The following is a 24,901-nucleotide window of genomic DNA, read 5'->3' as shown; positions in this document are numbered from 1 at the left end:
TTTTTCAAAATGAAATACTGCCATTAATTTTTTTCGTTCATAGCTTTTCCCCCCTGTAACGTTCAAATTAGATAGTTTATTCTGTGTTGATGGAAAGAAGGAAAATAACAATGACAGATTCGAAAACTTCACAAATCACTACACTGACATTCATCGGTATGACTTGTGCCTTAGTTGCTAGTGTTCGGAACATTCCTGATGTTGCAGCCACGGGTTGGACGATGCTTTTCTATATGCTTGTAGCGGTATTATTTTATGCTTTTCCTATTTCGTTGATCTCAGGTGAATTTGCTGGGATGTTTCCCCAAAAAGGTGGACCAGAACTCTGGGTCTCAAATTCTTTAGGACGAAAATGGGGCTTTGTTGTCTCATGGCTTTTATGGGTCCAAATGTTTCCAGGGATGGTGATGGTCGCTTCAGCGCTAGCACCTTTATTGGGTAATATGATTGATAACGTTCCTTTAGGGTTGAACAGTAAATTTACTTTGATCGTTATTCTAGTCGTGTATTGGATCATTACATTATTAAATTTGAAATTTGATATGGCTAAAATTGGTGGGAAGATCGGTGTTTGGTTAGGTCTATATATTCCATTAGCAATTATGCTTCTTTTAGGTATTTTTTCATGGATCAAAGTCGGTATCCAACCACATGCAACATTAGGTCATTTTTCTTGGGCTAAATTGATCCCTGATGCCGAAACAGCGAAATCATTCGTTTACTTTGCACCAATCATGTTTATCTTTACGGGGATCGAGATGTCTTCTGTCTACATCACCCGTTTGAAAAATCCTGTAAAAACTTATACTAAAGGGATCTTTGCTGCATTGATTTTTCTCTTCTTTGTGAATACGTTGAATGCGTTAGTCGTAGCAAATGTGGTACCTAAAGGCCAAATGGAGTTGAATAATATTGCGCAATCCATTTCAATCTATTGTCAGATTCTAGGATTACCACATATCATCGTTAATATTTTCAGTCTATTAGTCTTTGTAGGTGTAGCTGTCCAATTATCTGCATGGGCTTCAGGACCAGCCAAAACAGTCACTGCAAGTGCGAGAAAAGGAGCATATCCACCAAAATTCAATTTTTGGAAAACGAACCAATTTGATGTGTCAAAATCAGTGATCTTAACACAATCAACGATTATTTCGATCTTTGCTTTGTTTTATTTGTTGATACCAGGTGTCAATCAGGCATTTCTGATGTTAGTGAACTCCACGACAGTGATTTATTGTATTGTATATGTCATTATGGGGATTGCTATTTTGAAATTAAGAAAAGCCAAACCTGAACTTGCCCGACCATTTAGAATCGGTAAAAAAGGTGGCAAGGGTGATTTAGGTGCATGGATCGTTGTACTTGTTCTTTTTGCAGCAATTGGCTGTTCGGTAGGTTTGACGATGCAAGCTGGAACGTTGATCAACTTTATCGCAGTAACGTTGATTAGTTTGATCTTATTTATTGCCCCATTATGTATTGATAAAATCAGAAAACCATCATGGGAACAAGAAGTCCAACAAAAATTGAATCAAGAATAAAGAAAAGGTGAGTAAGATGGAAAGAACCACAATGAAGAAAACTTTGACGAACCGGAATATCCAGATGATTGCGCTAGGAGGTGCGATCGGGACTGGACTATTCTTAGGTTCTGCCAAAGCAATCAAGTTGGCGGGACCTGCTGTCTTGCTTACTTATTTTGTTTGCGGTCTCGCTATTTATGGGTTGATGTATGCGATGGGTGAGCTCTTTTTATCCAATAATGAGTTTCAATCGATCGGCGATTTCATCCAATACTATTTAGGTGAACGATGGGCATTTTTAGTCAACTGGACGTATTGGTTATGTTGGATGGGAGCTGGATTGACCGAATTGACAGCGATTGGTTTATATATCCGCTTTTGGTTACCAGCACTTTCTCCCTTAATCAGTGGGACCTTCGCACTTATTGCCTTAGTGATCATTAACGTAGTTGCTGTTCGCTGGTTTGGTGAGTTGGAATCCTTGTTTTCAACTATCAAGATTTTTGGGATTTTATTATTTATTCTTTTAGGGATTGGCGTTTGCTTTTTGTACTTCAAGTCACCAAGAATTGGTGTCAGAGAAAATTTTGATCAGCTTCAAACCATTTTTCCATTTGGACTAACCGGCTTAGTTGCTGCTTTTCCAATGGTTTTATTTAGTTTTGCCGGAGTTGAAATGATCGGTTTAACGGTGGGCGAAACAGCAAATCCACAGAAAAACCTTAAAAAAGCGATCCAATGCTTACCCGCACGTATCCTCTTTTTCTATATTGGAACGATCGTGGCGATTTTGTTAGTCGTTCCTTGGCAAACTTTAGATTTAAAAGAAAGTCCGTTGGTCACGATGTTACAGTTCATTCATTGTAGCAAAGGGGCAGGAGTCATCAACTTGATCATCTTGGTTGCTTCACTTTCTTCCACGAATAGTGCCATTTATAGTACGAGTCGTATCTTATATAATACGGCAAAAGAAAAAAATCTTTCAAAATGGTTTCTAACATTATCTTCTCGGGGTGTGCCCTTGCACGGTATCTTATTTACTGGAGGCATGTTTTTATTAGGTCTTTGTTTACACTTTTTTGTATCAGATAGTCGGATTTTATTTCAATTACTTGCAGGCATGACCACGATTTCGTTCTTATTTGTCTGGTCAGCTATTTTATTTGCCCATCTAAAATTAACGAAAAGTCAGTTGAAAAAATGGAAAGATCGACTCATTCTATGTTTTTTTGGTTTGGTAGGAATCAGTTTGTTTTTTGAACCAACTACTCGTGTGATTCCCGTAGTTTCCGTTGTTTGGTTTGGTGCCTTGAACTTGATCTATCAACGGATTCGTCAGACCGCTCCAAAATGATTCGATATTTTTCCCCTATTTTTTTCAGGGTCCTCTGAAATAATTGACGTTAAATCAAGTCTCTCCTACCTATAATAAAAGTATCACAACCGAAAGAGGAGGGATTGCGATGGTCTGGTATAAAGAAACAGCCCAAGAAGTGATGAAGACACTCAAAACGACTCCAGATGGGCTAAACCAAGATGAGCGTATCAGTCGTTTAAAAGAAAACGGCTATAATCATATAGAAGTAAAAAAGAAAGTTAGTCCATTACGAAAGTTTTTGAAGCATTTGACAGAGTTATTGATGATTATCTTATTGGTTGCTTCTTTGTTAAAATTTTTTACAGGAGAAGTGATTGAAGGCAGTATTATTCTGGCAGTCGTTCTCGTCAATAGTTTTGTTGGTTATTGGCAAGAGCGAAAGGCTGAGGAAGCGTTAAACGGCTTAGAAAAACTTTTAGGACAAAACGCGGTGATTTTCACAGAAGGGATCAAAGAATTGGTTCCAGCTAAAGAATTAGTGCCAGGTGATTTGTTAGCGTTGAAAGCAGGCGATGTTGTACCTGCAGACGTTCGCTTGATTGAGGTCCATGACTTCATGGTAGAAGAAGCCGCATTGACGGGGGAGTCGGAAGCAGTTGAAAAGACTAGCGAACGATTGACGACAACCGTCTCAACCGGAGATCAGAAGAATCTGGCATTTTCTGGTACCTTAGTTCAAACAGGGACTGCGATTGGTGTGGTCATCGAAACGGGAGATACCACTGAAATCGGGAAAATCAATCAGGCACTACAATCAGTCCAACAACAAACTACACCACTCGTTAAAAAAATCAACCAACTAAACAAGCAGATCTTTCGTGGGATTCTTTTCCTTAGCTTGTTCTTACTCTTTTTCACGACATTTAGATATGGCTTGGAAATGAACTTCTTATTTTCAACGATTATTGCTTTGATCGTTTCGATGATCCCGGAAGGTTTACCAGCAGTACTCACGATGATCCTTTCTTTAGGTGTGAACGAAATGGCTAAAGAGCAAGCGATTATTAAAGGTTTGCCTTCTGTGGAAACTCTTGGCTCTATGACCGTGATTTGTTCGGATAAAACAGGAACCCTGACAAAAAACGAAATGAGTGTTGTCGAAACAGTGACGGATCAAGAAGAAACCATGTTGGCAATCATGAAAAACTGCCAAGAGATCCAAACCAAAGCAAATCAAAACGTGGCCGAATTAACAGGAAACCCGACCGAACTTGCTTTACTACGTTACACGGCAAAAGCATCACTACCTTTGGAGCCAGTCAAAGGAAAAATCCCATTTAGTTCAAGCTATAAATACATGGCAACAATGCATGACAAACAGGAACATGCGATTGTTTATGTCAAAGGGGCACCAGAAGTATTACTAGCAAAAGCGAACTTGACACCGAAACAAGTCGGAAAATGGCAAGAGGAAGCGATGAAACTCGCCCAAAAAGGACAACGAGTCTTAGGCTTTGCTTATAAGACACTTGCTCCTGATCAAGAATTAGGTCATGATCAATTGAATGAACTGACCTTTGTAGGGATTGCAGGAATTATCGATCCACCAAAAGAGAGTGCGATCCGAGCAGTCAAAGAATGTCAAAATGCAGGGATCTCGGTGAAAATGATCACAGGAGACCATAAAGACACTGCGCAGGTAATTGCTGAACAAATCGGTCTCAAACACACAAAAAACGTGTTAGAAGGAATTGACATTGATCGTTTATCCGATGAAGAACTAGCGAAACAAGTGAAATCAGTAGATGTATTTGCCCGAACGACACCGGAACACAAGTTACGGATCGTGGATGCTCTTCAAAAAAATGAAGAAATCGTTGGAATGACGGGTGACGGTGTGAATGATGCGCCAGCTTTGAAGCGTGCTGATGTAGGAATCGCTATGGGAATCAAAGGGAGTGAAGTGAGCAAGCAGGCAGCGGACATGGTACTGGGTGATGATAATTTCCATACGATCGCTAAAGCGGTCAAAGAAGGGCGGAGGATTCTCGACAATCTTCAAAAAACAATCAATTTTTTCTTACCAACAGCTTTAGCCCAAGGACTGGTCATTATTTGGGCACTACTCGTTAACCAGCCGTTACCACTGACACCTGTCCAAATTTTATGGGTGAACATGGTTACTACGATCACGTTATCCTATGCTTTAGGATTTGAAAAAGCTGGTAAGGACACGATGAGTCGCTCACCGAGAGATCCAAAGCAAGGGATTCTCACCCGCTACAGTGTGTTTCGAATCTTTTATGTGTCATTGCTGATCATGATTCCTGCTTATTTACTAGCAATGAGCTTTGAAGGACAAGCGCTCCAACAAACCATGCTCTTACAAAATATCGTAGCTGCTCAAGCTGTGTATATGATCAATTGCCGCGAGTTACTTGATCCTTCGTTGAATCGAAGTTTATTTGAAAACAAAGCGTTGTTCTTGTCACTCGGGATGTTGATCCTCTTACAAGCAGGAGTGATTTACTTACCGATCGCACAACAGCTAATTGGGACAACAAGTCTTTCCCTGACAGAGCAACTACCGATCTTACTAAATATTCTATTACTTTTTGTAATCGTTGAGATCGAAAAGCGGATCAGTAAGATGATCGCCAAAAAAAGAAATGCTGAGTTACCCACGTAAAAAGTACCACCACAAACAGGAAATAAAAGCTTATAAACGTACTCTTTGGCCATTACCAAATAGACATTTATAAGCTTTTGTTAGTTACTTGATCATTGATCGATGTTAAAACAGAGCATAAAAAAACTAAGTGTGAGTTACAAATACGATCGCAACGATAAGTCACTTAAACGATCCAATTCATTTTTTGTCGGGATCGTCGAAAGATAAATGACAGGCATTGGCGGTGTATCGATCGGAATATTTGAAACTAATAAATCATTTTTCTTGATAGTGATATCTGACAATTGACTCAATTCAATTGGCTCCAAGATCACTCGCTTTCCTAAATAAGCATTTAATTCTTGTTGCAAAAAAGCTTTCCATGAAGGTTCCCCTTGAAAAATAAAATAAATCGTTGCTTGATACGGCTGCACGGCTAAAAGTGTCTGTTGGATCAATAAAGAAAGTAAATAAAAGAAATAAGTCTCATTGGTGACCTTTTTGACCATGCTCGTCGATTCTTTAACTTGTTGCAACAAAGCGAATTTATGAGGATATAACTCTGGGTATTCTTGTTCATATTCTTTTAAATAATAGTGATATTGTTTGGTTGTTTGTTCGATCAATAACGGTGATTCATAGTATTTCAGGAGTAGTAAAATCAAATTTTCCGGTAAGTTTGTTTGTTCTAACTCTTTGATAGCTAAGCTTTCTGATAGACGATTTACAAATTCACGAATGTTTGTTTCTGCAGGGTGACGGTGTAAAATATCCAAGATCATAGGCGGGTAAGAGTTGTTATAGTTCCAACTGTCAAGAAAACAGGAAAAAGCAAACGCTGCTTCTTTATCTTTAAGATAGACCCCTTCAGTTCGGTACAGTTTTTCTAATTCAGGAGCATAGAGTAAAAATAATTGATCCTGGGTAGAAAACAATGAAGTCGGGATTCGACAACCAGCTTTGATCCGAATCGTGTTGATAAAAAACCAACAAATCCCGAATACCTCTTCGGTGTCAACAGCTAACTCAGCTTGTCGTAAACGTTTGAGAAATCGGAAGTAGTGTGATTCATGGATCGAGTAATCCTCGAAAAAATAGTTGTTATGGGTAAACGGCATAAGTAACCGATGATAAAATAGCCTAATGGTTTCTTCTTCACCTGAAAACGACAAACGGTGGCGGTTTTGTTCAATCTGTAATTCGTAGACGACTAATTGTTGATTCAATTTTTTGACATGACGATTCAATGTTTCGTAAGACAAGCCGTTACGTGCTAAAAAGGTGGGGGTAGTGACTTCTTTAATCGTTAATAATTCTTTCAATAATTGAACACTGATCGACTGTGTCAGAAAAATTTCCCACAGTTCATTTGTCAGGAGATTCTGTTCGTTTTTTAGTTGAATCCCTGATTGGTCACTATTGATTAGCCAGCCTTTAGGTAATTGGGTTTTGATTGTTTGAAGATCAGAAAAAATCGTACGCTCTGTGGTATTGACAGCTTCGGCCAATTCGTTCACAGTTATTTGCGAGTGATTCAGTAATAGTTCCACTAAAGAGACTTGGCGTTTGATATCTTTTTCAGTAATGATTTTTTTCATTAAAGAATACATCGGATCAACCTTTCTTTGTTAAGTATGACAAGTGAGGAAGACACTCGTTTCGCCGTATCTTCATAATGAAACCTGATTATTTTAGATAGCGCTTACCATTAGTATAATGAAAAAAGGCACAATATCAAATAAAGGATGAGTTTTTTGGATTTTTTTACTTCAATCAGCCTTCGTTTATTTAAAGTAGAAGTTAGCTAAAAAATTTGACTTATACTAAAATAAGTAAAAAGATAGTCATGTGAGAGGAGTGAGTAGAATGGAAACTAGACTAAACGATTATCGCCGCTTACTAGCGATTGCTCAAGCTGGATTGCTTTATGGGAAAGACGTGTTTGACAAAGAACGATATGAAGAGCTGCAAGAAATCTCGTTGAAGCTGCTGAGTGAAGTGGGATTGGAAACAAAGGAAGAATGGACAAGCCTAATAGAAGCTCATGAAGGATATCCAACACCAAAAGTTGACGTACGTGCATGGATCAAACAAGACGAGAAGATTCTATTGATCGAAGATACAAAAACACAAGAATGGTCATTACCAGGAGGATTTGCAGAAGTTGGTTTGTCTCCTAAAGAAAATATACGTAAAGAAGTCAAAGAAGAAACTGGGTTAGAGGTAGAAGTAGGTCAATTATTAGCGATATTTGATACGAATCTGCGCACAGACATCCCTCAAGCCTTTCAGTACTATAAAATTGTTTTTTCTTGCGCTATCTTGTCAGGTACATTTGTGGCAAACCATGAAACTTCTAATATGAAATTCTTCCACTTAAATGATTTACCAAAACTCTCGCTGAAACGTACGACCAAAGAGCAACTATTGATTTTAGAAAAAGCTACCTTGCCTTATTGCGATTGATCAGGGAAGGTAGTTTTTTTATTTTTAGTGATTTTTTTGTTGCAAATGCAATAAAAAAGAGTAAAATCATACTAAAGCTAGGTAAGGGAGGGCCAAAATGGACGAAATCATTCGAGAGATTGGAGCAATTGCCCGTGCCTTGGACTCGATTAGTAACATTGAGTTTCAAGAAGTTGATTTGACAAGAGGACAATACCTGTATTTAGTACGAATCTGTGAACATCCTGGCATTATTCAAGAAAAGTTAGCTGAGATGATCAACGTTGACCGAACAACAACGGCACGTGCGGTGAAAAAATTGATAGCAAAAGACCTGATAAAAAGCATGCCAGATAAAAACAATAAAAAGATAAAAAAACTTTACCCAACGGATCGTGGAAAAAAAGTCTATCCGTTTATCCTTCGAGAGCATCATTATTCCAATCAAGTAGCTGTCAAAGGGTTATCCCAGCAAGAAGTTTTGCAATTACACACACTTTTGCAAAAAGTTCGGAAAAATGTGAGTGAAGATTGGCATTATATAAAAAAAGGAAACAAAAGAATTTATTGAAAGGACTGGAGCGGTGAAAACAATCGAAATCGTAGGGATCAAAGAAACGGAAGTAGAAAAATTACAGGCAATTAGTATCGAGACCTATCAAGCTACCTTTGGTGAACACAACAGTGAAGAATTGATGACGACCTATTTGGATGAAGCTTATGCGCTCGATAAATTGAGGCGAGAACTTCAAGAGGAACAGTCAGAATTTTATTGGGCAGTACTAGATGACCGGATTGCTGGCTATCTAAAATTAAATATAGGGCAAGCACAAACAGAAGCAATGGGAGAAGGATTTTTAGAGATCGAACGTATTTATGTCCGATCGCCATTTAAATCTAAAGGGATTGGATCTAGATTGATCGAATTTGCTGTGCAAAAAGCGCAAGAAAAACAAAAAGAGGCGATTTGGTTAGGGGTATGGGAACATAACTATCCTGCCTTAGCTTTTTATAAAAAACATGGATTCCAACATCATAGCCAACATATTTTTTATATGGGAGATGATGCTCAGACAGATTATCTATATGTCAAAAATTTACAGAAATAAAAGGAGTAGAAACATGGAAAAAATCATCGCAGAACAAAATTTTTGGGAAGTCTTTCCAGAAGCAACAATTGAAGTTTTGGTAGTCGAAGGTATCGATAATCATGTAGATAAAGCCAAAGAAGAACAATTCCATCAACTATTGAATGATGCAGCGAAAGAAGCAAGAGGATATTTGACAGAAGAAACATTCAGTCAAAATGAAGTCATTGCCCAATGGCGTCAAGCTTTTTCACGTTTTAAAACCAAAAAAGGAGCCCGTTCATCGATTGAAGCGTTATTAAAAAGAGCTAGCCAAGAACGTGAATTTTTCCCTATCAACCCATTAGTCGATATCTATAACAGTATTTCTCTAACATTTGGTGTGCCATGTGGAGGAGAAGATCAAGAAAAAATCAAAGGGGATCTTCATCTAGGAAAAGCTCATGGTGGTGAAAGTTTCTTACCTCTAGGAGCAGAAGCTGATGCACCAGCTTTACCAGAAGAAATCATTTATTACGATAACGAAGGAGCAATCTGTCGCAGTTTCAACTGGCGAGAAGCGCAACGGACAATGTTGACGGAAGACACGACTAAAGCCATTTTGGTTATTGAATCAGTCACAAAAGAGCAAGCATCACGTGGCGCAAAAGCAATGACAGAATTGAAAAAACGCGTGGAACAAACATTTGGCGTAGAAGGGAAAACATTTACGCTAACGAAGGAACATCCAGAAATGAACATTTGAAGTAGGAGCGAAACGTAGGAAGAAAAAGTAGCTCAACCAATAAGATCACATAGAAAAACGAGGGATTTTTCTATGTGATCTTGTTTTCTCTAACGAGTGTAGTTTTGAATGGTTTCGTTTCACTGTTGTGCCATCAAATCTTATCAAAACAAGACAAACTGACAAAGAATCGTCACAGTCTGTCAAATCTTGTCGGATTTTTCGATTCTTAAACCGAGAATTCTTTGATTATCCGCTTTCATGATATACTTAATGAAAAGGATCAACACCATCAAAGGAGGATCAGAGATGATCGGTAAAACCAGAGTCATGCTTTATGCAGAAAATGTTGAAGTGCTTAGTCAATTTTTTGTCGAAACTCTAGGCGCAACAGTTAGTGAAACGATTGAGTTACCAGAAGAATTTCAAAGTACGATCGTGCAACTTTCACCAGAATTTGAATTAGGGATTTTTCCAAAAGTTTTTGTCCAACGATTTTCGCCAGAAGTGTTAGGTACGACTCCTTCGATCATTTTCTTTACGGATCAATTTGAGGAGATCTATCAAAAAATAGAGAATGCTGGTGAAATCATGGAGAACAATGGCGTAGAGACGTTCAACTTTTCTGATCCAGAAGGAAACTACTTTGTGATCGGTAAGTTGTAATGTTTGAAATCAGAAGAGGTCCTGGTGTTTGAAAAGGAGATGCACAGGACAAGGAATTTAAATAAATGAATAACAAATTTTTGAAGAAAAGGAGAGACTGTCATGAATCTAATCGCAAAAATGGAAGAATATTCACAGAGACGACGAGAAGAAAAAAGTGAAAAAATCCGTATGAAAAACTTGAAGACAGGGAAAAAGCCAACAAAAGGTTGGGGGAAAATGGTAGATACAGGATATGGCGGCTTGAATTCGTTGACTAATTCTAGTGAAATTAGTAAATATTTTTCGGCAGAAAGTGACATCAAGGGATTCATTGCTGAAGAACAAAAACGCATCGGAAAAGAGCAGCTAAAAAATAGCTAAAGCAAACCGATTTGGTACGCTATTTTGTTTGAAATGCTCCTTTTCTATTAAAAAAACTGTTAAATCAGTTCATAACGATCAAAAAAACTTAAAGTTCGGATTTTGCTTAAAATCCGACTTTTTTGTTTACTTATGTTCTGATTTAGTATATGATTAAACACGTTGTTTTTAAATAATTCAAAATTTTGAGGGACTTTTTTATAAATGTTCGGTTTTAGGGGGATGAAAGATGAAGGAAAAACTACTTTCCTACTTCGAGATTGAAAAATTAGGTACCACCGTCAGAAGAGAAATACTTGCTGGTTTTACAACATTTATTTCAATGGCGTATATCTTATTTGTCAATCCAACAGTTTTAGGCGCATCAGGAATGGACGAAGGTGCGGTGTTTACGGCTACAGCATTAGCAAGTGCGATCGGCTGTATTTTAATGGGAGTCTTAGCACGTTACCCGATTGGTACTGCGCCAGCATTAGGGATCAATGCCTTTTTTGCTTATTCCGTTTGTTTGGGAATGGGGATTCCTTGGGAAACAGCTTTAGCAGGCGTGTTTGTTGCTTCTTTGATTTTTATTTTGATCACGATTTTCAAATTACGTGAAATGATCATTGATGCGATCCCAGCTGATTTAAAATATGCGATCTCAGGAGGGATTGGTTTATTTATTGCTTTCCTTGGCTTGAATGAAGGAGGAGTCATCGTTTCAAATGAATCTACATTAGTGGGGTTAGGTTCACTAAGCGTAGGTTCAACATGGTTGACGATTTTTGGCTTAGTTGTGACAGCGATCTTATTGATAAGACGAGTTCCAGGAGGTATTTTTATCGGGATGGTAGCTAGCACGATTCTTGGATTAGTGACTGGACTTATTCCTATGCCTTCTCAATTAGTTTCGGCTGCACCAAGTTTAAAGCCAACATTCTTAGTTGCATTGAAACATATCGGAGACATCAACTCGCTACAAATGTGGGTAGTCGTATTAACCTTTTTATTAGTTACATTCTTTGATACAGCAGGCACGTTAGTCGGTTTAGCTAATCAAGCTGGTTTTATGAAAGATAACAAAATGCCTCGTGTTGGGAAAGCGTTGGCTTCTGATTCAACAGCTATGCTTGCAGGTTCTTTATTAGGAACTTCACCAGTTGGAGCTTTCGTTGAATCTTCTGCCGGAATCGCTGTTGGTGGCCGTTCTGGGATCACTGCAGTAACGACCGGGATCTTATTCCTATTCGGTTTATTCTTTTCACCGTTGCTATCAGTAGTGACTTCACAAGTAACAGCACCAGCACTGATCATTGTCGGTGTATTGATGGCACAATCGTTGCGTCAAATCGAATGGGGTAAGTTAGAGATCGCCATTCCTGCTTTCTTAATCTTGATCGGCATGCCGTTAACTTACAGTATTTCTGATGGGATCGCATTAGGATTTATCTTCTATCCAATTACTATGATCGCAGCAAAACGCGGAAAAGAAGTATCACCGATCATGTATCTGTTATTCTTTGTCTTTATTGGCTTCATGTGGATACTGAACATTAGTTAACTTGATTTAGTTGATTAATTTTTATGATGTGTGACAAGTAAAAAAACCTTGGCAAATGGAGATCTCGCTATTGTTAACGAGAAAACAAATGCCAGGGTTCTTTTTTGGAAAAAATTGTTATCGGTAACAACTGAAAGTAAAAGACGATAGCATCAAGGTTTAGGCGTGGTGAAAGAAATAAGGAGAATAATGGCTATTTACTCTCGTTTTTGAAAGCGTTACAATTTTTGCGAGGCATCAATAATCTTTAACCAATGGAGGAAAGTATGGAGAAAAAATGGTGGCATCAATCAGTTGTCTATCAAGTATATCCTCGTAGTTTTCAAGATACGAATGGGGATGGAGTCGGGGATTTACAAGGAGTGATCGCTCGATTAGATTATCTGCATTATTTAGGGATCGATACGATATGGTTATCTCCCGTATATGAATCTCCTAACGACGATAATGGTTACGATATCAGTGATTATCAAGCAATCATGGCCGAATTTGGCACGATGGCTGATATGGAGGAACTGATTGCAGAAGCAAAGAAACGTGAAATAAAAATCATTATGGATCTCGTCGTCAACCACACATCAGATGAACATGCTTGGTTTATCGAAGCTCGTCAAAGTAAGGAAAATCCGTATCGGGATTATTACATTTGGCGTGACCCAATCAATGGAAATGAGCCTAATCAATTACGGTCGATATTCAGTGGCTCTGCTTGGCAGTTTGATGAAACAACTAGTCAGTATTATTTACATCTTTATAGTAAAAAGCAACCAGATTTAAACTGGGAAAATCCCCATTTACGTCAAGAAATCTATCAGATGATGAACTTTTGGATCGACAAGGGAATCGGTGGTTTCCGAATGGACGTGATCGATACGATTGGGAAGTTACCTGATCAAGAAATAACAAGTAATGGTCCCAAACTTCATGACTATTTACAAGAGATGAATCAAGCTACTTTTGGAAACAAAGATCTGATGACAGTGGGCGAAACTTGGGGAGCAACCACGGACATTGCCAAGCTTTATTCTGATCCCAAGAGAAATGAACTATCGATGATCTTTCAATTTGAGCATGTCGGTTTGGATCAACAGGCTGGAAAAGACAAATGGGATTTAAAACCATTAAGTATTCCTGAGTTGAAACAGGTATTATCAAAATGGCAAACTTCTTTAGGGAATGAAGGATGGAACAGTCTGTTTTGGAATAACCATGATTTGCCAAGGATCATCTCACGTTGGGGGAATGATCAAGATTATCGAGAAGAAAGTGGCAAAATGTTTGCGATTTTGCTTCATATGATGAAAGGGACACCTTATATTTATCAAGGAGAAGAAATCGGGATGACAAACTACCCGATCAAGGATATTTCTGAAGCGCAAGATATTGAAACGATCAACATGTATCACGAACGGTTAACTTTAGGATTTACTCCGGAAGAAATCTTGTGTTCGATCAATGCAAAAGGGCGTGACAATGCGCGTACACCGATGCAATGGGATAATAGTGAATATGCTGGATTTACCACAGGAACTCCTTGGCTACACGTCAATCCAAACTACCAAACGATCAACGTGAAAACAGCCTTAGCAAAGAAAGATTCTATTTTTTATACGTATAAGCAATTGATCGAGTTACGGAAAAATAATGAACTCATCGTCTGGGGAGATTACCAGTTGGTAACAGATACGCCCGATGACGTATTTGCCTATTATCGGACGTTGAATAATGAACAATGGTTAGTCGTTTGCAATATGTCTGAAAAAAATCAGCCATACACATTGGCTGATCAAGCGATGACACTAGTCATTTCAAACTATCCACAAAAACAGATACCAACAGGCAAACTGAATTTACGTCCTTATGAAGCTTTTGTTTTGAAGACGAGCAAATAAATGACTTGTCCGAACACCTCAAAAAAGAGTATGATAAAAGAAATTTAGACAAGTGTGAGGACCATGATGAAAGTATTGTTTGATTTGATTCCAAAAAAACAAGAGGAGATGGTACTTTTTCAAGTTCATGAAAAGGTGCCATTTTTAACTTCAATTGCTGATATTTTAGAGAAATACAAAGTGGAAACTATTTTAGTGAGAGACTATAAAAAAGAAAGAGATGTCTATTTAGATTTATTCTCGATTTTTTATATCGAATATCTTGATCGCAAATGTTTTTTTTATACGGAAAATGAAGTGTATGAGCGAAGATTGACACTAGCTCAGTTAATGAAAGAACTCCCAGAACCATTTATCCAAATATCGAAAACGACTATTTTAAATATCTATATGGTTAAAGAAATCAATTCGTCGCTTTTAAATGGAAATCTCTATGTCACATTACAAAATACAGAAGAGTTACTCGTTAGCCGTTATTTTTCCAAAGCATTAAAAGAAAAAATTGATCAGACTTTTCGCAACAAGTGACAAGAAAAATGCAAGAAATGACAATCAAACTAGCTTCAATAAGGAAACCTTGTAGAATAAATGTACCTGATAGCTGGTAAGATGAAAAGGAGAGCCTGATGAAATTGATACAACGTATGATGAGAAGTATTGGTATTGGAAGCTTTGCTTTCTTGCTGTTCAAATTAGTTTCACAAACCCATGAGATCACGAGAAATGAGATTCTTTTTGTCTTCTTTCTCTCGGCTTTTATTGGCGTAGTATCGCTGATCGAGCGAATTGAGAAGCTTAATTATCTTCAGATTATACTGCTGCATTTTATTAGTACGTATGCCTTTAGTTATTTCTTGTTGGTGCTGTTAAATGGAAGAGTTTCTGTTCATCTTGAGAGGTACACGCTAACCTTTGTGAGTATCTATTTCATTGTGTGGCTTTGTTTGATCATCAGGAACTTTTTACGAGCCCGATTGTTAAATAAACGAATCCAAATAATCAATACACGGCATTCAGGAATTTCAGGAAAGAAAGAAGAATAAAACGTGGAACATCTACAAAATTATCTCATTGTGTTAGTATTGATTCTCTTTTTTTTACAGAGATTACTTAAAGAAAGAGCAATCAAAGACACGATGAAAAGTGAAATCATCATTGTATTAGTTGGACTTTATTTAATCATAAGCAACTGGCAAGAAATCATTAAGACTAACCATACACTTATTCTTATTGTTTTGTCTGTTTTGCTGGGATTCATCTTTGGCGTGTTACGTGCCCAAACTGTAAAAATCTATCAAAGACAAAGTGACCAGCAATGGGTAAAAAAGGGAACTTGGCTGACCGTTCTTGTATTTATCATAGGGGTCATCATCAATCGTGTCAGCGTATTGCCTTTTGGTGAAAGCGTACCTGCAGTTGCTGAAACTTTGCATATCGGTGTCTCATTATTAGGTGCCAAAGCAGTTTATCTGAAAAAAGTATAAACCAATCAGCGCATAAACAATACCAATTAGTCGCATTTTTTTCTTATTCGGCGGTACCTAGTGACAATTTTTTTGAATCATTCTTTTATAAATGGAATAAGACCTCTCTTCAACAAGGAGAGCATGTGAAAAGATAACAGTATGAAACATCAAGAAAGTAAGAAGACTTCAAAAATGATAAGAAATACCAAGACAATTTTTTGCCGTATCTGTTCTCTACTTATCTTATTTCAAATTTTTGGTGCAGCTCATTGTTTGAAGGTGCTTGAATCTTGTTTCTGCGTTTTTATATCCCCTAAAACAGGTTATATTATTCTTTCTAGGAATTTTACATGCTCTTGTTTTCCCTTGTTACTACAGCCTTTTTTGACAAATAACAAAAATCATACTATGATATGTTACGCGGATATTAGGGGGAGAAAACATGGAGAAACCGATTGAACAAGCGTTAAATGATTGTCTGTTTTTTAGTGTGAAAAAATTAGATCGCCTGTTGAATAAAATGGCAGATGAAGCATTTAAGAAAACGGGTTTGACACCGACATATGGGTTTATTTTATTGATTTTAAAAGAAAAAGATGGGTTACCACAAAAGGATATCGCCCAATTACTTTGTTCTGCACCTTCAACGATTGCTCGTTTTGTCGAAAAATTGGAATACAAAGGCTATATCAAAACAGTCAGTGATGGACGCTTGTCATTAGTTTATCTGACGGATCAAGGACGGGAATTTGTAAAAGAAATCGATAGTAGTTGGGAAGAACTACATCATGCATATCAAGAGATTCTAGGATCTGTAGAAAGTGAATGTTTATCTAAAGCAATCAATTCAGCCACTGAAAAACTACAAAAAAAATAAATTTTTTTAATCTCGTTAGTTGTATGCGCAACTAATTATGTGTTTTAATAAACGAAGAGAACTGAATGGAGGAATCACCATGGCAAATTTTAACGAAACAATCACTTTTCCTTCTGGTGTGACATTACCTAACCGTTTGATGATGGCACCTATGACCACCCAGTTAAGTTTTTATAATGGTGTGATTACGGAAGATGAGATCACGTATTACCAAGAACGTTCGAAGGGACTAGGCGCTGTTATTACAGGGGCTGCGAATGTGCAAGATATAGGAAAAGGCTGGCCCGGTGAACTTAGCATAGCGCATGATGAAATGATACCTAGGCTCAGTGACTTGGCAAAGGCAATCAAAGAAAATGGGGCAAAAGCGATCGTACAAATCTTCCATGGCGGACGTATGACGAGTCGAGCAACGTTATCAGGCGAACAAACTGTTTCGGCTAGCGCAATCCCTGCAGAACGACCTAATGCGGAAACACCACGTGCCTTGTCAGAAGACGAAATCTTAGAAACAATCAAGGCTTTTGGTGAAGCAACTAGAAGAGCGATCGAAGCTGGATTTGATGGTGTAGAATTACACGGTGCTAATACGTATTTGATCCAACAATTCTTTTCGCCACATTCTAATCGTCGTGAAGATCAATGGGGCGGAAGCTTAGAAAATCGCTATCGCTTTATTGATGAAGTAGTGAAAAGTGTGTTTCAAGCTGTCGAAACATACGCAACAGAGCCTTTTATCGTAGGCTATCGCTTTTCACCAGAAGAATTTGAAACGCCTGGTATCCGTTTTGAAGATACCATATGGCTAATGGAAAAATTACGTGAAACAAAATTGGATTACCTTCATGTTTCATTAAGTACGTATGATCGTGTTGCTCGTTCTGAGCAATACAATGAGCAATCGATGCTTCACTATCTCCATGAAACATTGCAAGGAAAAATACCATTAGTGGGTGTAGGGAATGTCCGTAATCGCCAAGATGTTGAAGCGGTTTTATCTGATGCAGAGCTTGTCGCAGTTGGACAGCAACTATTAGTTGATCCCGAATGGGCGGTCAAATTAATGGAAAATCGCGATACAGAACTTGTGACCAAACCATTTGCAAAAGCATATCAAGAACTCTATTTACCTAATCCATTGTATAATTTTTTACAGATCCGTTATCAATCAAATACTAATAGATAAGTGAAGATCTATTAGTAAAGAAAGAAGAGAGAACAATGAAAGTATTGATCGTCTTAACGAATGTGGAAAAATATAAAGGAACCGACCGTCCAACAGGTCTGTGGCTGAGTGAGCTGACTCATTTTTACGATGCTTTAGTTAAAAATAATATCTCAGCTGATTTTGTCAGTCCTAAAGGTGGGTATGTTCCTTTGGAGCCGAAGAGTCTGGAAGCGATGGATGAAATCGATTGGACGTATTATCAGGACGAAGATTTCCGTAACCGAGCGTTAGGAAGCACCTTGAGTCCAGCTGAAGTCGACCCAAACGAGTATCGTGCGATTTATTATACCGGTGGACACGGAACTATGTGGGACTTTCCTGAAGCAACGGATCTTGGAAAAATTGCTTCATCGATCTACCAGAATGACGGAATCGTTTCAGCTGTTTGTCATGGTGTAGTTGGGTTGCTTCCTGTAGTTGACGTTTCTGGTCAACCGATTTTAGCGGGGAAAACGGTCACTGGTTTTAGTAACGAAGAAGAAACAGCGAATGGAACAACGGACAAAGTACCTTTTCTAACAGAAGATGCCTTGAAAGAAAAAGGAGCAAACTATCAAGCAGGACCAGCTTTTACAGCGGTCGTACATGCAGATGGACAGTTGTTGACCGGACAGAATCCTCAATCTGCCCATCAATTAGGAATCAAAGTCGTTGAATCTTTGAAGAAATAAGTTGTTAAGGGAAAAAGTTAAGCAAAAAACGAAAATAAACAGTTCCGACGTAGGCCCTCTTATTACAGCATTATAGTAAGACTGCCAAAAAACAATCCAATTTAACAATAGAAGAAAACTTTATAAAGTAGAGGGTGGAATCTGAAACGTCCTCCAAAATTTAGATTTTTTAGTCTAACTGTTTGGAGTCGCTTCAGATTTTGCCCTCTATTTCTATAAAAAAATAAAAAGAATGTACGACGTAAGTCTAAAAATTGATTTTTTTATGGAGTATGAGAGGTAAAAAATCATGGTAAAATAAAAGCGGATACATAAAAAGTAACTAAGGAAGAAAGGAATGATGAAATGGAATTGCTAGAAAAAGAAACGTTCTATTATAAGTGTAATTATCATCTGATTGAACCGGTCAATTGTGCTTTTTTTACTGAGGAAAAGGATCGAGGATACGAAAGTCATCGTGAAGCAGTACTTGCCTTTCTCACATATACTAATAGGGCATGGTGTATCTGGACACCAAAATTTGTGCCTGGGCTAACTCAAAAATTAGCCGGAGTACCAGAAGTTGAGATCACACTAACCCCAGAAGTCGAGGCAAAAATAGAAGCTGGTGTAGATGCCCAAATAAAAGCAGATATGCAAGGAAAGATCAGATACCTTCAAGCAGGCGGACGAAAAGTAGATCTCAAAAAACTACAAATGGAGTATGAAGAACGCAAACAAGAGCGTTACCAAATGGTAAAAGAGCTTAGAAAAGAGCGTGAAGCCTTATTGATTATGTTTCCTCAACTGTATGAACGAACTGAAGAAGTAACGCTTACTTATATGGAAGAAACCTCGTTTGATACTTATGACGGCTTTCCCATACGGGTCAATCCCGAAATGATGAAAGCTGATGAAATCAGTTCTACAACTTTTTTTGCCAAGGGTGGGGAATACCAAATTGCTTTTTGTAGTTATCTCCAGACCCATCGAACAATCGAAGATTTCCAACGAGTCAATCAACTCTTGTTTCCAGATCGAAGTGAGTTAGTCATTTATCAATGGAATACTGATTTTACCAATTTGTATAATGAACCCAGAAGAGATGATGGAGCGTATCTATGGTCGATCTATGACAAAAAAAGGAAACGATTTACAGTGATTGATATTGCCCTAATTATTCCATAGGTGGTAAAAAGTGTTTAAAAAAGGAGAGTCAAGGGAAGAACTTCCTTGGCTCTCTTTTCTTTAAGGGGAAATCAACAAAATCAAGTGAATGTTTGTAGTTCGATTCTTCCATACGACGCTATTATTCATAGATCAAAGTATTTGTTTCTTCTTTATATCTTTTTAGATCTGGAAAAGAAGTGACAATGTAATAATGCCGTTTTTTTCGGATTTCTTGATTGGTTTTTTGTATGATGACTTTGGCGCAAGGAATTGAAATATAATAGTTATACACATCTTTCTTTACTTTATAAACCCCACGCCCAAAAGACCAAGCTTTAATAGAATCATATTCGATCCGGTTTTTGGTTGAATCAAACGAACACTCCCCTAATGGCGCTTTGATCTTTCCATCTAAATAGCGTTGATTCGCGGTATAGATCCCTGCATTGATCGCAATTAGCGCTTGAACAGGATCATAGAAGGTCGAGGCATGAAGCAAAAAAGTACTTCCTTCAAGCCGCTGTTGTAACTCTTTTTCCGTCTTCCCGATATGTCGCATAATCGTGTGGCCTTTTCCGCCTTTTGCAAAAAATTCATCATAGACTAGATCGATGGGCGTATACCAACTAAATTTTTCATCGTCATCTTTATTGTTAGGGTCTTTCTCTTTCAGTTCTTTGATCCGCTCTTTCAGTAGAGCCATACTAGTTGCTGTCCAGGTAGCTCCTAGCGCCCCTTTGATCAAGACGTCCTTGGTCTTTACCGTCAATGATATCTCCGGTCTCTTCATCAAGCACGCCACGCCGACCATCAATGGTGAGGGCATCATCATATGGAATAGCATCGGCACTGTAAGAAATCTCAATGGCGTCCCAGTAGTAAGTAGGAACGGCTTGCTTCGTTTCTGCATAAATAAAGTTGCCTGCTTGATCTAACACCACGGCTTGTCCGTATAAGGAAGCAATCATCCCTGATGGATCAAAATCAATCCCATTATTATTCGGAGCGAGTGCCTCCGTTAAACGATTGGTGATTTGTGCTTTGCGTGTCGTATATTCTTTTGCCATTGCTTGTGCGGTTTCAACTGCTACTGCTGTTGAAGGCACATCAATTGCACCTAATGTATAGGTGGTTGTTTGTTGCACATAGCCAAGTAAGCCATCAAGAGTAGTAATTTGTTCTAAGGCTTGCGTCATAGAGATAGGTAGTTCTTTTGTATATAAAAAGGCTTGTGAGGCACCATTAGCAATATAGAATTTACCAACGATCTCTAAGATTGCTTGATCACTCGCTCTGGAAGGTTCCGCTAGTTCAATACTTTCTAGTACAAAAAATTGGTCGTCTGCATAAGTGTGTTTCGCTACAGATGCATCGCGTCCAAGAATGCAAGCTTGTCCTTGTTCAGACCATAGAAGGTTGTAACTGATGCGCCTACGATACATCGAAGCGTCACTACTTATGGAAAAGCGATAAGCGCCATGATCATTTGTGCCGGTGAGGTATTCACGCATTACCGCATGGCTGGTGACGTCCTGCGTATAGCGGGCTTGTAGATTTTGTGAAAAATTATACGTGCTTGTTGTGGAATTCATCCCAGAAAGTGCGAAATCTGTGAGATCTTGTTGCACATTGGAGGTAGAGCCTAATGATTCACGAAGCCCTTTACTGGTTTGAATAAGATCGTTTGTCATCACACCTAAATAGGAACCTAATTGGTAACTGCTATATGCGATACTAGCACCTAGCATGACGGGAATGATGAATGGGGCGGCAGCAGTTTCCAGAAAACTTGCGCCTAAAGTTGCTCCACCAGATAAGGCAGAAGCATATTCTGACAAAGATAAATGGTTAAAGATATTTAAAGGTGAGTCAATTGCTTGTTTTTCTGATGCAAGAGTTGAAGGAATTGGCTGTACCAAGGGAGGCATTTCTTCTTGCAAGACAGCTTGTGGTTCGACCGTGGTTTCTTGAGAATAGACACTCAGTGGGGACGAGAAAAAGGGCAAAAGCAACAACAAGGACATTAGTATAGATCTTTTTTTCATAATTAAACTCCTTTTGATTATTTTTTCACTAACCCAACAAACTTTAATGTTCTCCTTCCTTTGTATTCGCTTACATAAAAATTGTAAATGAGATAACTAATTAAATCAAAAATCATGTTATTAAAATAACGTTTATTTTTTTTGCTTTAAAATAAAAAAGTTTAGAACATTTTACATAATAGTATCTATTTTTTTAAAAAGTGCTAAAAAATAGAAGATTGAATAAAAATCAGTCAATTTTAAATAACTGGGTATATCTATTTTTCAACTGGCTTATTTGTGCCCTTTATTTTTTCATGGCTGTTCTTGTGATCGAAGATTTGCTTCGTTTTTGAGTACATTTTTTGAAACATTAACGGTTACATGATACTCTTCAAATAGGCTATTGGAAAAGAGGGAAATGGATGAGGATCGTGATCATTGGTGGTTCTTTTGCGGGGATCTATGCAGCAATTTCTTTGCGAAAAAGTTGTCCTGACAGTGAAATCATACTTTTGGAAAAACAGGACAAGATTGGGTTTATACCGAGTGGACTCAATTTACTGTTAAAAAAGCAACTCACAAATAAAGAGCAACTTTATTGGTTGACTAAGGAAGAATTGCAAGCGCTATACGCAATTGATGTGCAAGTACGCACGGAAGTCGTTTCACTTGAAATAGCCACGAAGACTGTGTTTATCCAAAATGGGCGACAGCTTACTTTTGATACATTGGTGATTGCAACGGGTTCGAGTCAGCAATTCAAAAATGGAAACAAAAGTACGCAGATCCGTTCTGTTAAAGATATCCACTTAAAAGAATCTTTGGAACAAAGTCTTGCGAAGGCACAAAAGATTGCTGTGATTGGTGCGGGACAAGTAGGACTTGAATTAGCAGAAGGGTTATATCATCAGCAAAAAGAAATCCATCTCTATGAAAGTCGACCAACATTGTTGTTCCGTTATTTCGATTCCGAAATGGTTCAACCGTTAACACATGAGTTATTGCAACGGCATATCCAATTGTTTTTGAATGAACAAGTGCAAACGCTCGAAGAAAACGAGCAAGTGGTCGTAGTGACGGATCAAAAAACAGAAAGCTATGATTTAGTTCTGCTAGCGAATCACACGCGTCCAGACCATCATCTCTGGCAAGATCAGTTGAAGCTAAATGAAGATGGTACGATTTGGGTCGATGAGTATTTGCAGACGTCAGCGAAGGATATTTATGCAATCGGTGATGCGATCCAAGTGACGTTCCAACCGACTCAAGAAAAAATGTATGTCTCTTTGGTCAATAATGCACTACGTACGGCACAAGTGGTCAGTCAAACGATTAGTGGCAAACGTACGAAAGATCCGGGAACCTACCGAGCAATTGGAAATCATTGGTTTGGTTATTTTCTGGGAAGTGTCGGGCTAACGGAAGAAGAAAGTATTTTTTATCCGCAGACTGTCCGTAAAACATATTTGCTTGCCCGCTTAGCTGCGATCAATAGTGAAACGGCGAAAATCAAAGTGATGTGCAATGAAAAGGGACAATTACTTGGTGCGCAGTTGCGAAGTCGTGGAGAGATATTCGATTTATTGGATCGATTCACTCTCGCTATCGAGGAAGGCTGGACGTTAGAGAAATTATTCGAACGGGAGTTATTCTTCCAGCCAGAATATCGGTTGCCGCTTCAATTGATAAAGGTGGTTGATACGCTCGATGAAGATTGAACAATTATTAGAGAAAAAAGAGCAGTTGCAAGTGTTGATTCTTAGGGAAATGGTGTTGCATGGTGGAACTGTAGGCACGAATCAATTAAGGGAACAAGTCAATCTTTCTAAAACATCATTTGATCAATATATAGCAGAAATCCCAATGATCGGTAGGATGATGGGGAAGAAAGTAGCAATCAAAAGAAATGAATTTCAAGTCACATTAGAGTTGGCTGAAGATGTCAGCTTAGAAAAAATCATTCTATTCTTAGTTCAACAAAGCTTGAAATTCAATCTGCTTGTTTATTTATTAGAACATCACCAAGCATCGATCGTTCGTCTAGCGACAGCTTTTAATATCAGCGAATCTTCTGTCTTTCGTAAGATCAAAGAATTGAATCAGTTACTGCAAGAATTTTCTCTACAAATCAAAAATGGCCAACTCTATGGCGAGGAATTGCAAGTTCGTTATTTCTACTATGTGTTATTCCAATTTATCTCTGAATCACAACGTCCCCTTTTTTTACAACAGACGCCTGATAAAGCGCCACTTATTTTAGGATTGGAGCGAGCCTTAGAAACGACATTCTCTCAAGAGTCAGCTAGTAAAATCGCCTGCTGGCTGGGGATCACTCGTAAACGGCTATTGAGTGAAAAAACGACGTTTGCTACATTGAAAGAAAAGAAAATACTTTACCAAAAGGATCGTTTGTATCAAGCACTTGATCCGGTCATTTCACTTTATTTAAGTCGGACAGCTGCTGAGATCAGTGGCTATGAGCCTTTGATGTTTTACAGTTTTTTTGTCTCGTTTGCTGTGTTATCAGAAGAACATTTTTATCAATATGATTTAACCCGAAGCAAAAAATTACCAACAGCTGTATTAGATACGTACATTAGAGAAACGATGTTGTGGCACTATCGTCCACGAAAGTTGAAGATCAAGGAAGAAAAAGCAGTCGGTTATCAATTAGCTCAAATCGATAATGAGTTTTATTTTTTTCGAGGAGTCATGATGATCTATGAGCCAGAACATCTCTTGCAACAACAGAAAAAGATGTTAGGCCGCTCCCTTAGTCAATTACTCGAACGATTGAAAGAAACAACGCTGACACAACTACCTGCTAAACAAGGTGAAGAAGCTGCTTTAAGTTATCTCATGATTCAGTATGCCAATATTCTTATGATGATCGATTTTTATATTGCGAAATCGGTCACTATCGGAATCGATATTGAAACATTACCGATTTATCGAGTGGCATTTCAACAATTTTTGTTAAGAGAGTTAAAAGGAATCAGTGGGATTGAGATTGAAAATCGACGACCAGGAAAAAAGTATGATTTAGTGATCACATTTAATCAAGAAGATCCTCATCAAAATTATTATTATTTATCAGAGTTTGCTTCAAGCTATGATATCGCAAGGTTAAAGCAAAAAATCGAAGAAGAAAAAAAAGCAAAAAATTAAAAACTGTCAAAAAAACAGAAAATAAATGTTTTTTTGGCAGTTTCTAAAAAATGAAACGGTGTAAGATAAAGATAAATTTAGA

At 38.0% G+C, this 24,901-nt stretch carries 23 protein-coding genes; 20 read left to right on the top strand and 3 right to left on the bottom strand.

The window, feature by feature from the left end; all coding sequences use genetic code 11:
- Window positions 1-110: 110 nt before the first annotated feature.
- The 3 genes from IGL28_RS11985 to IGL28_RS11975 all read left to right on the top strand — a co-directional run bounded on the left by IGL28_RS11985 (window position 111) and on the right by IGL28_RS11975 (window position 5,530).
- On the top strand, window positions 111-1,541 hold the full coding sequence (locus IGL28_RS11985) for an amino acid permease (protein WP_063627606.1): 1,431 nt from the start codon (window positions 111-113) through the stop codon (window positions 1,539-1,541).
- Window positions 1,542-1,557: 16 nt separating this feature from the next.
- On the top strand, window positions 1,558-2,877 hold the full coding sequence (locus IGL28_RS11980) for an amino acid permease (protein ID WP_081128829.1): 1,320 nt from the start codon (window positions 1,558-1,560) through the stop codon (window positions 2,875-2,877).
- Window positions 2,878-2,986: 109 nt separating this feature from the next.
- Window positions 2,987-5,530 carry an HAD-IC family P-type ATPase gene (locus IGL28_RS11975; RefSeq protein ID WP_081204235.1) on the top strand — a complete coding sequence of 848 codons (2,544 nt, stop codon included), beginning with the start codon at window positions 2,987-2,989 and terminating at the stop codon, window positions 5,528-5,530.
- 137 nt (window positions 5,531-5,667) lie between these two features.
- On the opposite strand, the gene IGL28_RS11970 is transcribed toward IGL28_RS11975, so the two are convergent.
- Complete coding sequence (locus IGL28_RS11970; protein WP_081128825.1) at window positions 5,668-7,122, bottom strand: helix-turn-helix domain-containing protein; 1,455 nt, start codon at window positions 7,120-7,122, stop codon at window positions 5,668-5,670.
- 256 nt (window positions 7,123-7,378) lie between these two features.
- Here IGL28_RS11970 and IGL28_RS11965 point away from each other — a divergent pair, with 256 nt between their 5' ends.
- From IGL28_RS11965 to IGL28_RS11895, 15 genes are all read left to right on the top strand, one after another.
- Window positions 7,379-7,978, top strand: a complete 600-nt coding sequence (locus IGL28_RS11965) for an NUDIX hydrolase (RefSeq protein WP_010720982.1) — start codon at window positions 7,379-7,381, stop codon at window positions 7,976-7,978.
- A 97-nt stretch (window positions 7,979-8,075) separates the two neighbouring features.
- Window positions 8,076-8,528 carry a MarR family winged helix-turn-helix transcriptional regulator gene (locus tag IGL28_RS11960; RefSeq protein ID WP_053766210.1) on the top strand — a complete coding sequence of 151 codons (453 nt, stop codon included), beginning with the start codon at window positions 8,076-8,078 and terminating at the stop codon, window positions 8,526-8,528.
- A 13-nt stretch (window positions 8,529-8,541) separates the two neighbouring features.
- Window positions 8,542-9,066 (top strand): GNAT family N-acetyltransferase, encoded by a 525-nt coding sequence (locus tag IGL28_RS11955; RefSeq protein WP_034700466.1) that lies wholly within the window; start codon window positions 8,542-8,544, stop codon window positions 9,064-9,066.
- 13 nt (window positions 9,067-9,079) lie between these two features.
- On the top strand, window positions 9,080-9,790 hold the full coding sequence (locus IGL28_RS11950; RefSeq protein WP_010737015.1) for a B3/B4 domain-containing protein: 711 nt from the start codon (window positions 9,080-9,082) through the stop codon (window positions 9,788-9,790).
- Window positions 9,791-10,078: 288 nt separating this feature from the next.
- On the top strand, window positions 10,079-10,435 hold the full coding sequence (locus IGL28_RS11945) for a VOC family protein (RefSeq protein ID WP_010720978.1): 357 nt from the start codon (window positions 10,079-10,081) through the stop codon (window positions 10,433-10,435).
- Between the two features lie 102 nt (window positions 10,436-10,537).
- A complete protein-coding gene (locus IGL28_RS11940; protein WP_010737016.1) occupies window positions 10,538-10,798 on the top strand; it encodes a hypothetical protein in 261 nt (86 codons plus the stop codon).
- Window positions 10,799-11,027: 229 nt separating this feature from the next.
- Window positions 11,028-12,341 carry an NCS2 family permease gene (locus IGL28_RS11935; RefSeq protein ID WP_010737017.1) on the top strand — a complete coding sequence of 438 codons (1,314 nt, stop codon included), beginning with the start codon at window positions 11,028-11,030 and terminating at the stop codon, window positions 12,339-12,341.
- Window positions 12,342-12,607: 266 nt separating this feature from the next.
- On the top strand, window positions 12,608-14,233 hold the full coding sequence (locus tag IGL28_RS11930; RefSeq protein ID WP_081128823.1) for a glycoside hydrolase family 13 protein: 1,626 nt from the start codon (window positions 12,608-12,610) through the stop codon (window positions 14,231-14,233).
- A gap of 66 nt (window positions 14,234-14,299) precedes the next feature.
- On the top strand, window positions 14,300-14,761 hold the full coding sequence (locus IGL28_RS11925) for a LytTR family DNA-binding domain-containing protein (RefSeq protein WP_010737019.1): 462 nt from the start codon (window positions 14,300-14,302) through the stop codon (window positions 14,759-14,761).
- A 98-nt stretch (window positions 14,762-14,859) separates the two neighbouring features.
- Entirely contained in the window at window positions 14,860-15,276 is a 417-nt protein-coding gene (locus tag IGL28_RS11920; RefSeq protein WP_010737020.1) for a DUF3021 family protein, read from the top strand.
- Between the two features lie 3 nt (window positions 15,277-15,279).
- A complete protein-coding gene (locus tag IGL28_RS11915) occupies window positions 15,280-15,717 on the top strand; it encodes a hypothetical protein (protein ID WP_010720972.1) in 438 nt (145 codons plus the stop codon).
- Window positions 15,718-16,141: 424 nt separating this feature from the next.
- Window positions 16,142-16,576, top strand: a complete 435-nt coding sequence (locus IGL28_RS11910) for a MarR family winged helix-turn-helix transcriptional regulator (protein ID WP_081128822.1) — start codon at window positions 16,142-16,144, stop codon at window positions 16,574-16,576.
- A 79-nt stretch (window positions 16,577-16,655) separates the two neighbouring features.
- Window positions 16,656-17,762: an NADH-dependent flavin oxidoreductase gene (locus IGL28_RS11905; protein WP_053766213.1), complete on the top strand. Its 1,107-nt coding sequence runs from the start codon at window positions 16,656-16,658 to the stop codon at window positions 17,760-17,762.
- A gap of 35 nt (window positions 17,763-17,797) precedes the next feature.
- On the top strand, window positions 17,798-18,475 hold the full coding sequence (locus IGL28_RS11900; protein ID WP_010720969.1) for a type 1 glutamine amidotransferase domain-containing protein: 678 nt from the start codon (window positions 17,798-17,800) through the stop codon (window positions 18,473-18,475).
- A gap of 345 nt (window positions 18,476-18,820) precedes the next feature.
- On the top strand, window positions 18,821-19,642 hold the full coding sequence (locus IGL28_RS11895) for a hypothetical protein (RefSeq protein ID WP_081128820.1): 822 nt from the start codon (window positions 18,821-18,823) through the stop codon (window positions 19,640-19,642).
- Window positions 19,643-19,763: 121 nt separating this feature from the next.
- On the opposite strand, the gene IGL28_RS11890 is transcribed toward IGL28_RS11895, so the two are convergent.
- Window positions 19,764-20,393 (bottom strand): RNase A-like domain-containing protein, encoded by a 630-nt coding sequence (locus tag IGL28_RS11890; RefSeq protein ID WP_143353211.1) that lies wholly within the window; start codon window positions 20,391-20,393, stop codon window positions 19,764-19,766.
- Window positions 20,329-21,669 (bottom strand): hypothetical protein, encoded by a 1,341-nt coding sequence (locus IGL28_RS11885; RefSeq protein WP_438843963.1) that lies wholly within the window; start codon window positions 21,667-21,669, stop codon window positions 20,329-20,331. The genes IGL28_RS11890 and IGL28_RS11885 overlap by 65 nt, the downstream gene beginning before the upstream one ends.
- 404 nt (window positions 21,670-22,073) lie before the next feature.
- Here IGL28_RS11885 and IGL28_RS11880 point away from each other — a divergent pair, with 404 nt between their 5' ends.
- A complete protein-coding gene (locus IGL28_RS11880) occupies window positions 22,074-23,369 on the top strand; it encodes an FAD-dependent oxidoreductase (RefSeq protein ID WP_081128816.1) in 1,296 nt (431 codons plus the stop codon).
- A complete protein-coding gene (locus tag IGL28_RS11875) occupies window positions 23,359-24,819 on the top strand; it encodes a helix-turn-helix domain-containing protein (protein WP_053766217.1) in 1,461 nt (486 codons plus the stop codon). The genes IGL28_RS11880 and IGL28_RS11875 overlap by 11 nt, the downstream gene beginning before the upstream one ends.
- Window positions 24,820-24,901 lie beyond the last annotated feature (82 nt).

The organism is Enterococcus sp. AZ077 (assembly GCF_051714965.1).
GTDB classification, from domain to species: Bacteria; Bacillota; Bacilli; order Lactobacillales; family Enterococcaceae; genus Enterococcus_B; species Enterococcus_B hirae.
Note: the sequence above shows the minus strand (reverse complement) of the source record. Positions and strands in the feature narration are given on the sequence as shown.